Genomic DNA, 11908 nt, shown 5'->3' on the forward strand with positions numbered 1-11908 from the left:
ACCGCCGTTACCGCCTTGAGAGGGCGGCGTCCTAGGCCACTAGACGACGGGGGCCTGCTGCTGCGGTGGACCGGTGTTCCGCCGGGGCGGAGTGGCCGGTCCGATGGTGGTGCGGCCGTCGGCCGCACCCCAGAAAAAGAGCTCCCACCGATGTGGGAGCGATTTCCCGGTGCGTACCCCCGAGCGGATTCGAACCGCCGTTACCGCCTTGAGAGGGCGGCGTCCTAGGCCACTAGACGACGGGGGCCGGTGCGCGTTCTGCTGCGCCGGGCCGAAGGCCCGCAACGACTCCGACGTGCGGAGATCGATGGCTGGGGTACCAGGACTCGAACCTAGACTAACTGAACCAGAATCAGTCGTGCTGCCGATTACACCATACCCCAGTGCTATTGGGGGGCCGGTCCCTCGCGGTCCCGATCCCCTCGGCGCAGGCATTACTTTAGCGGACATCCGGAGTGCTCGCGAACCGGAAAGGGGCGGCCGGGGACGCCCCCGGCCGCCCCCGGCGGTCAGCCCTCCGAGGCGGCGTCCGCGGCCTCCAGCCGCGCCAGCGCGGCGGACAGCCGCCCGCGCACCCGGTCGCGGCCGAGCAGCTCCAGCGACTCGAACAGCGGCAGGCCGACCGTGCGCCCGGTGACCGCCACCCGCACCGGCGCCTGCGCCTTGCCGAGCTTGAGCCCGAGCCCGGCCCCGACCTCCTCCAGCGCGGCCTTCAGCGGCTCGGCCGCCCACGGCAGCCCGGGGTCGGCGAACCGGTCGAGCGCGGCGGACAGCATCTCGGCGCCCACGCCCGGCTTCATGGCCTTGGCCCAGCTCTTCTCGTCGTCCACGGGGGTGTCGAGGAACAGGAAGTCGACGTTGGGCACGATCTCCGACAGCACCGCCACCCGGCTCTGCGCCAGCGGGGCGACCGCGCGGAACACGCCCTCGTCGAAGTTCGCGGCCGGCCACGGCGCCCGGTCGGGGGCCAGCCACGGCCGGCACCGCTCCACGAAGTCGTCAGGCGCGAGCGCGCGGATGTACTCGCCGTTGAACGCGCGCAGCTTCTTCTCGTCGAAGAACGCGCTGGAGCTGTTGACGTCGGAGACGCGGAACAGCGGCTCCATCTCCGACCACGGCAGGATCTCGCGGTCCTCGCCCGGCGACCAGCCCAGCAGCATCAGGTAGTTCACCATCGCCTCGGGCAGGTAGCCCTCGTCCTGGTAGGACTCCAGGGCCACCTTGTCGCGGCGCTTGGACAGCTTCTGCCGCTTCTCGTTGACGATGACCGGCAGGTGCGCCCACCGGGGCGGGGTCTGCCCCAGCGCCTCCCACAGCAACTGCTGCTTGGGGGTGTTGGACAGGTGCTCCTCGCCGCGGACGACCTCGTTGATCCCCATCTCGACGTCGTCCACCACGTTGGCCAGCACGAACAGCGGGGAGCCGTCGGCGCGCGCGATGACGAAGTCCTCGATGGCGCTGTGCTCGAACTCCACCCGGCCGCGCACCTGGTCGTCGACGACCGTGGGCCCGCCCTCGGGCACCCGGAACCGCAGGGCGCGGCCGGGGCCGGGCTCCAGCCCGCGGTCGCGGCAGAAGCCGTCGTAGCCGAGGTGCGGGTTGCCGCGGCGCTCCTGGACCTGCTCGCGGGTGCAGTCGCAGTAGTACGCCCGGCCGTCCTTGTACAGGCGCTCGGCGGTCTCGCGGTGCTTCGCGGCGTAGGCCGACTGGAAGTAGGGCCCCTCGAAGTGGGGGTCGTCCTCGTGGATGCCCAGCCACGCCAGCGCCCGGATGATGCCCTCGGTCCACTCGGGGCGGTTGCGCGCGGCGTCGGTGTCCTCGATGCGCAGCACGAACCGGCCGTCGGCCTGCTGGCGGGCCATGGCCCAGTTGAAGAGCGCGGACCGCGCGCCGCCCACGTGGAACATGCCGGTCGGGGACGGCGCGAAGCGCACGCGAATCGGAGTCTCAGTCACCCGTCCAGCCTACTGGCGGCCCGGCCGGGGGCGGGTGCGCAGCGGACCCCGCCGCCCCGCCGACCAGCGGGGCGGCGGGGCCGGCGGGGCGCGGTCAGTCGCGGGTGGTGACCCGGTTGGTGAGCTCGCCGATGCCCTCGATGGACACGGTGACCTCCGAGCCGACCGACATCGGGCCGACGCCCGCGGGGGTGCCGGTGAGCAGGACGTCGCCGGGCAGCAGCGTCATGAACGACGTGACGTAGGCGATCAGCGCCGGGATGTCGTGGATGAACTGCGAGGTGCGGCCGTCCTGGCGGACCTCCCCGTCGAGGGTGGTCGTGACGCGCAGGTCGCCGGCCTGCTCCAGGGAGAGGCCGGTCTCGATCCACGGGCCGATCGGGCAGAAGGAGTCGAAGCCCTTGCCCCGGGTCCACTGCTTGTCGCTCTTCTGCAGGTCGCGGGCCGTCACGTCGTTGGCGCAGGTGTAGCCGAAGATGACGTCGGCGGCGCGCTCGCGCGGCACCTCGCGGCACACCCGGCCGATGACGATGGCCAGCTCGCCCTCGAAGTCGACCCGCTGCGAGATCGCCGGGTGGAACACCGGGTCGCCCGGCCCGGCCACCGCGGTGGACGGCTTGAGGAACACCACCGGCTCGTCGGTGGAGTCGCCGGTGACGTCGCGCATCTCGGCCACGTGGTCGGCGTAGTTCTTGCCGATGCAGACCACCTTGCTCGGCAGCACCGGCGACAGCAGCCGGACGTCCTCCAGCCGGGCCCGCTCGCCGGTCAGCTTGACCTCGCCCAGCAGCGGGTGCCCGCTCAGCCGCGCCAGGTAGCGCTGCCCGGTGTCCGTGTCGGTGTCGATCAGGCCGAACCCGACCTCGTCGCCGACCGAGTATCTCGCGATGCGCACGTCCGCCCACCCGTTCTTGCCGTAGGAAACCTCGGCCCCCAGGCTATCGACGCCGGTCGGGCGGCCCGGCACGGGCACGCGCCCCGGCGCCCGCCAGGTTTCCCGCCCACCCGCCCGGGTAGCCGCGGGGGCGACGAAGGGCGCGGCCGACCGCGCGGGCCCCGCGAACGGACCGGAGGAGAGCACGCATGCCGCAGGACGACGACCGGCGGGGAACCCCCGAGCGGGACGCCCCCGGGCACGAGCCGCGGCACCCCCGCGACCGGGAGTTCGCGCCGGTGCTCAAGGACGACGACGAGCGGCAGGGCAGTGACGACACCCGTGACGCGGGCCGCAAGGCCACCGGCACCGGCGTCCCCACCGACGTCCCCGCCGAGGAGGGCGACACCACCGCCCGCTCGTCCGACGAGGGCCCGCCCATCGGCGGGTCCGCCCACGAGGACGAGCCCCGTCCGTGACCGCGGCGGCGCGTCCCGCGCCGCGGACCGCGTCCCCACCCCGAAGCGAAGGAGGCAGTTGCCATGTCCGAGGCCATCGAGGCGATCGAGGTCGACGTCCCCGTCCGCACCGCCTACGACCAGTGGACGCAGTTCGAGGACTTCCCGCACTTCATGGAGGGCGTCAAGGACGTCGTCCAGCGCGACGACACCCACCTGACGTGGACCATCGAGATCGCCGGGCAGAAGCGCGAGTTCGACGCCGAGATCACCGAGCAGGTCCCCGACGAGCGCGTCGCGTGGCGGACCACCGACGGCACCACCCACGCCGGCGTGGTGACGTTCCACCGCATCGGCGACACCCGCACCCGGGTGACGCTCCAGCTCACCACCGTCCCCGAGGGCGCGGTGGAGAAGCTCGGCGACAAGCTGGGCCTGGTCAAGAGCCGGGTGAAGGGCGACATGAAGCGCTTCAAGGAGTTCATCGAGTCGCGCCGCCTGCCCACGGGCGCCTGGCGCGGCGAGGTGCCCCGCCCCGGGGCCTGACCGGCCGCCCCGGCGGCGGCCGGGACCGCGCGTAGGCGAGACTGGGCGCATGAGCATCGTCAAGTTCAACGTCCTGACGGTCCCCGAGGGCGCCGGGGAGAAGCTGGAAGAGCGCTTCGCCAACCGGGCCGGGCTGGTCGAGGGCCAGCCCGGCTTCGAGGAGTTCCAGCTCCTCCGCCCGGTCGAGGGCACCGACCGCTACCTCGTCTACACCCGGTGGCGCGACGAGGAGTCCTTCCGCGCCTGGCTGGAGAGCCAGGCGTTCCGCCGCGGCCACGCGCAGGCCGCCGCCGACCGCGGGGACGCCCCCGCCGGCCACGGGCACGGCGCTCCCGCGGGCCACGGCCACGGGGACGCCCCCGCCGGGCACGGCCACGAGCACGGCGGCCCCGCCGCCACCGACAGCGAGGTGTGGGGCTTCGAGGTCGTGCAGCGCGTCACCGCGGACCGGCCGGACGCCGACTGACACGCGGGCCGGGCCGCCCTCCGGCGGCCCGGCCCGCGCGCGTGCGTACGCCCGCCGGCGGCACCGGCGGTCGCCGCCTCTGGGATGCTAGGGACGTTCCCGAGTCCCCCATGTCCGAAAGGCCGCACGGTTGTCCATGCCCGCGCCGGATCCGGCGGTGAAACGGCGTCGTGGCGGATGGTTCCGCCGCGCGCCCCTGGAGATCCTCCTCGGTCTGGCGGTCCTCGCCGCCGGCGGAGGGCTGCTCGTGGTCGACCGGATGGCCCCCGGGCCACCCGAGGCGGACGGCGCGGCCGACCCGCCGTCCACCCCCTCCCCCACCCCCTCGGCGTCGCCGTCGGCGGAGCCGCCGGTGCTGCTGCGCTCGGTGGTCGAGGAGGTCGACGAGGCGGGCGGCGACCTGCGCGTCGTCGACGGCTCCGGTGCGACCGTCGGCGACGGCCCCGAGCACACCTACCTGGTGGAGGTCGAGGACGGGCTGCCGGGCGATCCCGAGGACTTCGCGGCGGCCGTCGAGCAGATCCTCGGCGACGAGCGGGGCTGGACCGGCGGCGACGACGTCGCGCTGCGCCGGGTCGACTCCGGCCCGGCCGACATCCGGGTGGCGCTGGCGGCGCCCGCGACGGTCGACGCGATGTGCGCACCGCTGCGCACCAACGGCTACGTGTCGTGCACCCAGAACGGGCGGGCGATCATCAACCAGAACCGCTGGGTCAGCGGGGTCGAGCACTTCGACGGCGACCTGGAGACCTACCGCACCTACGTGGTCAACCACGAGGTGGGGCACGCGCTGGGCCACGGCCACGTCGGCTGCCCCGGGGCGGGCGAACCCGCCCCGGTGATGCAGCAGCAGACGTTCGGCCTGGACGGCTGCGCGCCCAACGGGTGGGTCCACCCGTGACACCGGCCGGGCCGGCGCGCGCCGGCCCGGCCGGGTCGGCCCGGTCGGCCCGGGTCAGTCCCCGGGGCGGTCCTGGCGGAGCAGCCCGTAGGTGGTGGCCTGCTCCAGCGCCGTCCACGAGGCGTCGATGACGTTCTCGCCAACGCCGACGGTGGTCCACTCGCCGCGCCCGTCGCCGAAGGTGACGAGGATGCGGGTGACGGCGTCGGTGCCGGAGGTGCCGTCGAGGATGCGCACCTTGTAGTCGGTCAGCTCCATGGCGCCCAGGGCGGTGTAGACGCCCTCCATGGCCGAGCGGAGCGCCCGGTCCAGGGCGTTGACCGGCCCGTTGCCCTCGGCGGTGGCGATCACGCGCTCGCCCTTGACGTGCAGCTTGACGGTGGCCTCGCTGACGCTGCTGCCGTCGGGGCGGCGCTCGGTGATGACCCGCCACGACTCGGCGGTGAAGAACCGGGCCTCGTAGCCCAGCTCGGCGCGCAGCAGCAGCTCCAGGGAGGCGTCGGCGGCCTCGAAGCTGTAGCCGGCCTGCTCCATGGCCTTGATCCGGTCGACCACCCGGCCGAGGAGGTCGCGGTCGCCGCCGAGGTCGACGCCGAGTTCGCGGGACTTGAGTTCGACGGAGGCGCGGCCGGCCATGTCGGACACGAGCATCCGCATGTCGTTGCCGACCCGGGCGGGGTCGATGTGCTGGTACAGGTCGGGGTCGACCTTGATCGCGGAGGCGTGCAGCCCGGCCTTGTGCGCGAACGCCGACACCCCGACGTAGGGCTGGTGGGTGGCGGGGGCGATGTTGGCGATCTCGGCGATCGCCTGGGACACGCGGGTGGTCTCGGCGAGGCGGCCCTCGGGGAGCACGTCGCGGCCGTGCTTGAGGACGAGCGCCGGCACCACGGCGAACAGGTTCGCGTTGCCCACCCGCTCGCCGTACCCGTTGGCGGTGCACTGCACGTGGGTGGCGCCGGCGTCGACGGCGGCCAGGGTGTTGGCGACCGCGCACCCGCTGTCGTCCTGGGCGTGGATGCCCAGGCGGGCCCCTGTGGCCGCGGCCACCTCGGCGGTGATCCGGGTGACGTCGGCGGGCAGCATGCCGCCGTTGGTGTCGCACAGGACGACGACGTCGGCGCCCGCGTCGGCGGCGGTTCGGACGACGCTGAGGGCGTACGCGGGGTCGTACCGGTAGCCGTCGAAGAAGTGCTCGCAGTCGAGGAACACCCGGCGGCCGTGCTCGCGCAGGTGGGCGATGGTGTCGGCGATCATCGCCAGGTTCTCGTCGAGGGTGGTGCGCAGGGCCCGCTCGACGTGCCGGCCGTCACTCTTGGCGACAAGGGTGACGACCGGCGCGCCGGACTCGCGCAGCGCGGCGACCTGCGGGTCGTCGGCCGCTCGTGTTCCCGGTCGGCGGGTCGCGCCGAACGCGGTGAGCTGCGCGTTCTCCAGCGTGAGTTCCTTGTGGGCACGCTGGAAGAATTCGGTGTCGCGGGGGTTGGCCCCGGGCCAGCCGCCTTCGATGAAGCCCACGCCGAACTCGTCGAGCAGCCGTGCGATGGCGAGCTTGTCGGTGACGGTGAGGTGGATGCCCTCGCGCTGCGCCCCGTCGCGGAGCGTGGTGTCGAAGACGTGGAACCGGTCGTCTGCCATGGGTGGAACTCCCCGGGATGTGCTGCTCGTGGTCGCGGGCCCGGCCAACAAAAAAGACCCCTCGTGGACACGAGAGGTCAGCGCGCCGGCGGGGTCCGAGTCTTCAGCCGGCGCGCCCCGCGATAATGATCAGCTGGGACGGCACGGGAACAGTGTGCCACAGCCCCGGCCCGAACATCGCGCTCAGCGGACACATGTCCCACATACCGAGACACCGATTCTTCCGATGCGGACGGCGGTGGCCCCGCGGCGGCGCGGTCCGCCGCCGCGGGGCACGGGGTCAGGCGATGCGGTGGATCCAGCCGTGGGTGTCGGGCCGGGTGCCGTACTGCAGGGCGACGAGCTCCTCGCGCAGCCGCAGGGTGACCGGCCCCGGGGAGCCGTCGCCGATGGTGAACTCGCCGTCGGCGCTCTTGACGCGGCCCACCGGGGTGATGACGGCGGCGGTGCCGCACGCGAAGACCTCGGTCAGCTCGCCCGAGGCGGCGGCGTCGCGCCACGCGCCGGTGGAGATGCGCCCCTCCTCGACGGGCAGGCCGAGCTCCGGGGCGAGCCGGAGCAGGGAGTCGCGGGTGATGCCGGGCAGCAGGGTGCCGGTGAGCGCGGGCGTGAGCAGCCGCGCGGAGTCGCCCGAGCCGAAGACGAAGAACAGGTTCATCCCGCCCATCTCCTCGACCCAGCGGTGCTCGACGGCGTCGAGCCAGACCACCTGGTCGCAGCCCTTCTCGACGGCCTGCGCCTGGGCGAGGAAGCTGGCCGCGTAGTTGCCGGCGAACTTGGCCTCACCCGTGCCGCCCGGGGCGGCGCGGGTGTAGTCCTCGCCGAGCCAGACCGTGACGGGGGCGACGCCGCCGGAGAAGTAGGGGCCCGACGGGGAGGCGATGAGCACGAACAGGTAGCTGCGGGAGGGGTGGTTGACCCCCAGGCCGACGTCGGTGGCGAACATGAACGGCCGCAGGTAGAGGCTGCTGTTCTCCTGGGTGGGCACCCAGTCGGCGTCCTGTTCCAGCAGGGTGGCGATGGCGCCGAGGAACAGGTCCTCGGGCAGGGCGGGCATCGCCATGCGGTGCGCGCTGCGGTTGAAGCGGGCCGCGTTGGCGTCGGGGCGGAAGCACGCGACGGAGCCGTCGGGGTGGCGGTAGGCCTTGAGCCCCTCGAAGATCTCCTGCGCGTAGTGCAGGGCCGCCGTGGCGGGGTCGAGGGAGAGCGGGCCGTAGGGCTCCAGCCGGGCGTCGTACCAGCCCTTGTCCTCGGTGTAGCGGATGGTGACCATGTGGTCGGTGAACACGTTGCCGAACCCGGGACCGTCCAGGAGGGCCGCTCGCTGCTGCGGGGTCTTCCGCTGGGGCGAGAGCCGGACGTCGAACGTCAACCCGCTTGTGGTGGTGCTGCTGTTCATGGGTGGTCAAGTCCTCTCGGGTGCATCAGGCCGGCAGCGCAGCCGGCCCGGGTCCAGTGTGACGGAAACGACGCGCCCGGGGCCAGACGGACGGGGACCGCCCGTGTCGCCCCGCCGGGGGGCGGCACGCGGAACGGGCGCGCCGTGGTGGTCGGCACGCCCGCGGCCACCCCTGACGGGTGGAGGAGGGGGGAGGGGCCTCGGCCGTGCCGGCGGTGCGGGCAGGGCCGAGACCGGTGCTCAGCCCTGCTCGGCTACTCGCCGGGCGATGTCGTCGCCGACGCGGGCGGTGCCGCGCTCGGCGCCGTCCTTGGCCCGGGCCTGGAGGTCGTCGGCGACCGCCTGCTCGATCTCGCGGGCCGCGGCGGGCAGGCCGAGGTGCTCCAGCATGATCGCCGCGGACAGGATGGTGGCCGTGGGGTCGGCGACGCCCTGCCTCGCGATGTCGGGGGCCGAGCCGTGCACCGGCTCGAACATGCTGGGGAAGTCGTTCTCGGGGTTGATGTTGCCGCTCGCGGCCAGGCCGATGCCGCCGGCGACCGCGGCGCCGAGGTCGGTGAGGATGTCGCCGAACAGGTTGTCGGTGACGACCACGTCGAACCGGCGCGGCTGGGTCACGAAGAACATGGTGGCGGCGTCGACGTGGCAGTAGTCGACCGAGACCTCGGGGAACTCGGCGCCGACCTCGCGGACGACGCGCTGCCACAGCTCGCCGGCGAAGGACAGGACGTTGTCCTTGTGCACCAGGGTGAGCTTGCGGCGCGGGCGCTCGGCCGCCTTGGCGAAGGCGTAGCGGACCACGCGCTCGACGCCGAACCGGGTGTTGACGCTGTCCTGGGTGGCGATCTCGCCGGGGGTGCCCTTGCGCATGACGCCGCCCATGCCGGCGTAGGGGCCCTCGGTGCCCTCGCGGACGACGAGCATGTCGATGTCCTCGGGTGCGGTGCCGGCCAGCGGGGTGGTGACCCCCGGGTACAGGCGGACCGGCCGCAGGTTGACGTAGTGGGAGAACGCGAAGCGCAGGCGGAGCAGCAGGCCGCGCTCCAGCACGCCGCTGGGCACGGAGGGGTCGCCCACGGCGCCGAGGAGGATGGCGTCGTAGCCGCGCAGCTCCTGCTCGACGGCGTCGGGCAGGGTCTCACCGGTCTCGTGCCAGCGCCGGGCGCCGAGCGCGTACTCGGTGGTGTCCAGCTGCAGGCCGTGCCGGGGGGCGACGGCGGCCAGGACCTTCAGCCCTTCGGCGACGACCTCGGGGCCGATGCCGTCGCCGGGGATGACGGCCAACTTCACGGTGCGCTCAGCCATGGATAAAAGCCCAGCCTCTACGTCGATGGGGTGTCTCGCGGTGCCGCGGGGCGCCCGGGGGCGGGCGCCCGGACCTCCGGGTCTTCCACATGCTGAGACACGGAGTCGCGGTCGATGAGACAACCTTAGCGCTCCCCGCCGGGCGCCGCTCCGGGTGCGCCCGGGGCGGCCGCCCAGCGGGCGGCGGACCGGGCTCAGTCGCGGCGGTCCAGGGCGGCCTGGAGGGCGCGGGCGGTCTCGTCGTCGGCCTCGGTGCGGGACGGTGTGGTGTCGTACACGGTGATCCTCCTCGGTGGCGAGGTACGGGATGCGGCGCTCGGCGCGCGCGGGAGCGGGCGGGGCCGTCGCACCGCGCCCGGTGCCGGGGCGCGGCGGAGAACGGGGCGCGCACCCGGGGGGATCACCGGACCGGGATGTCCCGTCGCGCCGGATCGGTGCGCGGCGGGACGTGCGGGCGCCTCACCCGCCGGGCGCGGTCCGCGGGATGGGCGGGCCGGGCGCGGCGGGGCACAGCGTCGTCACTGTGCGCCAACTCCTCGGACGACAGACTATCGGACGTCCGACTATCGGGGGCGGGGGACCCCCCGTTCCGGCGCGCCCGGGGCCGGCCGGCGCGGGGCCGGCCCCGGGGCACCGGGCGCGCTAGTCCAGGACGACCTGGCGCGTGGTCTCGGCGCGGATCTCGGTGGAGATCGCGGCGAGCGTGCTGTCGGGGATGGCGGAGTCGACGGTCAGCGTGATGAGGGCCTGGCCGCCCTCCTCGTCGCGGCTGACCTGCATGCCCGCGATGTTCACGCCGGCCTCGCCGAGCAGCGCGCCCACCGTGCCGACGATGCCGGGGCGGTCGTCGTAGGCGAGGAACGCCATGTGCTCGCTGAGGACGATCTCCATGGTGTAACCGTTCAGCTCGACCAGCTTCTCGGTGTGGCGGGGCCCGGAGAGGGTGCCCGACACCGACACCTGCTGGCCGTCCGGCAGCACGCCCCGCACGGTGATCAGGTTGCGCCAGTCGGCGGAGTCGTCGCCGGTGACCAGGTTGACCTCGACGCCGCGCTCCTTGGCCAGCAGCGGGGCGTTGACGAAGGTCACGGCCTCCTCGACGACGTCGCCGAACACGCCCTTCAGCGCCGCCAGCTCGACCACCTTGACGTCGTGCGCGGCGATCTCGCCGCGGACCTCGACGTCGATCCGGCTGGCCACGCCGCCCGCGATCGCGGTGAAGATGCGGCCCAGCTTCTCGGTGAGCGGCAGGCCCGGCTTGACGTCCTCGGCGACCGCGCCGCCCTGCACGTTGACGGCGTCGGGGACGAACTCGCCGGACAGGGCGAGCTTGACCGACCGGGCCACCTGGGTGCCGGCCTTCTCCTGGGCCTCGTGGGTGCTGGCGCCCAGGTGCGGGGCGACGACCACGCTCTCGAACTCGAACAGCGGGCTGTCGGTGCAGGGCTCCTTGGCCCACACGTCGATGCCGGCGCCGGCGACGCGGCCCTCCTTGAGCGCGCGGTACAGGGCGGCCTCGTCCAGGATGCCGCCGCGCGCCGCGTTGACGATCCGCACGGTCGGCTTGACCTTGGCCAGCGCCTCGTCGCCGATGAGGCCGATCGTGTCCTTGTTCTTCGGCAGGTGGATGGTGATGAAGTCGCTGCGCTCCAGCAGCTCGTCCAGGGTCACCATCTCGACGCCGATCTGCGCGGCGCGGGCCGCCTGCACGAACGGGTCGTAGGCCACCAGCCGGGTGCCGAACGCGGAGAGCCGCTGGGCGACCAGCGCGCCGATGCGGCCGAGGCCGACGACGCCCACGGTCTTGTCGTACAGCTCCACACCGGTGTACTTGGAGCGCTTCCACTCGCCGTTGATGAGGGCGTTGTGCGCGGGCGCGGTGTTGCGCGCGGACGCCAGGAGCAGGTTCACGGCCTGCTCGGCGGCGCTGACGATGTTGGAGGTGGGCGCGTTGACCACCAGGACGCCGGCCTTGGTGGACGCCTCCACGTCGACGTTGTCGAGGCCGACGCCGGCGCGCGCCACCACCTTGAGCCGGGGGGCGGCGGCCAGCGCCTCGGCGTCGACCTGGGTCGCGCTGCGCACGATCAGGGCGTCGACGTCGGCGAGGGCCGGCAGGAGCTGGGAGCGGTCGGCACCGTTGGTGTGGCGGACCTCGAAGTCCCCCTCCAACAGGGCGAGGCCGGCGGGCGAGAGTTCTTCCGCGACGAGTACGGCGGGCTTGGGCACAACGGATCCTTATACGGGTTGCGACGTGGACGCACCGGGGAGGCCCCGCGGGCGGGGCGCGGTGGACGCCCCCGAAAGTCTAGTGCGGTGGTGGGGAACGCGGGCGGGAAGGGGCGGGGCCACCGCCCGCGCCCCTT

General features: G+C 73.7%; 10 protein-coding genes and 2 tRNA genes. 4 read left to right on the forward strand and 8 right to left on the reverse strand.

Annotation, left to right across the window (positions count from 1 at the left end):
- Nucleotides 1-174 precede the first annotated feature (174 nt).
- The 4 genes from NT8_RS23735 to NT8_RS23750 form a co-directional block, all read right to left on the reverse strand.
- Nucleotides 175-247: transfer RNA gene (locus NT8_RS23735), tRNA-Glu, on the reverse strand.
- A gap of 61 nt (nt 248-308) precedes the next feature.
- Nucleotides 309-383, reverse strand: a tRNA-Gln gene (locus NT8_RS23740).
- Between the two features lie 126 nt (nt 384-509).
- A complete protein-coding gene (gltX, locus tag NT8_RS23745) occupies nt 510-1955 on the reverse strand; it encodes a glutamate--tRNA ligase (RefSeq protein WP_084469226.1) in 1446 nt (481 codons plus the stop codon).
- 94 nt (nt 1956-2049) lie between these two features.
- Complete coding sequence (locus NT8_RS23750) at nt 2050-2850, reverse strand: fumarylacetoacetate hydrolase family protein (protein ID WP_067973922.1); 801 nt, start codon at nt 2848-2850, stop codon at nt 2050-2052.
- Nucleotides 2851-3038: 188 nt separating this feature from the next.
- Between NT8_RS23750 and NT8_RS23755 the strand changes: the two genes are divergently transcribed.
- The 4 genes from NT8_RS23755 to NT8_RS23770 all read left to right on the forward strand — a co-directional run bounded on the left by NT8_RS23755 (nt 3039) and on the right by NT8_RS23770 (nt 5200).
- A complete protein-coding gene (locus tag NT8_RS23755; protein ID WP_067973895.1) occupies nt 3039-3308 on the forward strand; it encodes a hypothetical protein in 270 nt (89 codons plus the stop codon).
- Between the two features lie 63 nt (nt 3309-3371).
- Nucleotides 3372-3833 (forward strand): SRPBCC family protein, encoded by a 462-nt coding sequence (locus NT8_RS23760; protein ID WP_067973898.1) that lies wholly within the window; start codon nt 3372-3374, stop codon nt 3831-3833.
- Between the two features lie 49 nt (nt 3834-3882).
- Complete coding sequence (locus tag NT8_RS23765; RefSeq protein ID WP_067973902.1) at nt 3883-4299, forward strand: antibiotic biosynthesis monooxygenase family protein; 417 nt, start codon at nt 3883-3885, stop codon at nt 4297-4299.
- 136 nt (nt 4300-4435) lie between these two features.
- Nucleotides 4436-5200 (forward strand): DUF3152 domain-containing protein, encoded by a 765-nt coding sequence (locus NT8_RS23770; RefSeq protein ID WP_067973905.1) that lies wholly within the window; start codon nt 4436-4438, stop codon nt 5198-5200.
- A gap of 54 nt (nt 5201-5254) precedes the next feature.
- Here NT8_RS23770 and cimA read toward each other — a convergent pair whose 3' ends face one another.
- The 4 genes from cimA to serA all read right to left on the reverse strand — a co-directional run bounded on the left by cimA (nt 5255) and on the right by serA (nt 11771).
- Nucleotides 5255-6838 carry a citramalate synthase gene (cimA, locus tag NT8_RS23775; RefSeq protein ID WP_067973907.1) on the reverse strand — a complete coding sequence of 528 codons (1584 nt, stop codon included), beginning with the start codon at nt 6836-6838 and terminating at the stop codon, nt 5255-5257.
- A 280-nt stretch (nt 6839-7118) separates the two neighbouring features.
- Nucleotides 7119-8237 (reverse strand): branched-chain amino acid aminotransferase, encoded by a 1119-nt coding sequence (locus tag NT8_RS23780; protein ID WP_067973910.1) that lies wholly within the window; start codon nt 8235-8237, stop codon nt 7119-7121.
- Between the two features lie 240 nt (nt 8238-8477).
- Nucleotides 8478-9542 carry a 3-isopropylmalate dehydrogenase gene (locus NT8_RS23785; RefSeq protein WP_067973914.1) on the reverse strand — a complete coding sequence of 355 codons (1065 nt, stop codon included), beginning with the start codon at nt 9540-9542 and terminating at the stop codon, nt 8478-8480.
- Between the two features lie 642 nt (nt 9543-10184).
- Entirely contained in the window at nt 10185-11771 is a 1587-nt protein-coding gene (gene serA, locus NT8_RS23790) for a phosphoglycerate dehydrogenase (protein ID WP_067973918.1), read from the reverse strand.
- Nucleotides 11772-11908: the final 137 nt, after the last annotated feature.

It is taken from the genome of Nocardiopsis trehalosi NBRC 14201 (assembly GCF_001552555.1).
In the GTDB taxonomy this organism is placed as follows: Bacteria; Actinomycetota; Actinomycetes; order Streptosporangiales; family Streptosporangiaceae; genus Nocardiopsis_B; species Nocardiopsis_B trehalosi.

Coding starts and splice junctions, on each gene's coding strand:
- cimA (WP_067973907.1), bottom strand. CDS start 6,838: ATGGCAGACGACCGGTTCCACGTCTTCGACACCACGCTCCGCGACGGG.
- NT8_RS23780 (WP_067973910.1), bottom strand. CDS start 8,237: ATGAACAGCAGCACCACCACAAGCGGGTTGACGTTCGACGTCCGGCTC.
- NT8_RS23770 (WP_067973905.1), top strand. CDS start 4,436: ATGCCCGCGCCGGATCCGGCGGTGAAACGGCGTCGTGGCGGATGGTTC.
- NT8_RS23760 (WP_067973898.1), top strand. CDS start 3,372: ATGTCCGAGGCCATCGAGGCGATCGAGGTCGACGTCCCCGTCCGCACC.
- NT8_RS23765 (WP_067973902.1), top strand. CDS start 3,883: ATGAGCATCGTCAAGTTCAACGTCCTGACGGTCCCCGAGGGCGCCGGG.
- NT8_RS23785 (WP_067973914.1), bottom strand. CDS start 9,542: ATGGCTGAGCGCACCGTGAAGTTGGCCGTCATCCCCGGCGACGGCATC.
- NT8_RS23755 (WP_067973895.1), top strand. CDS start 3,039: ATGCCGCAGGACGACGACCGGCGGGGAACCCCCGAGCGGGACGCCCCC.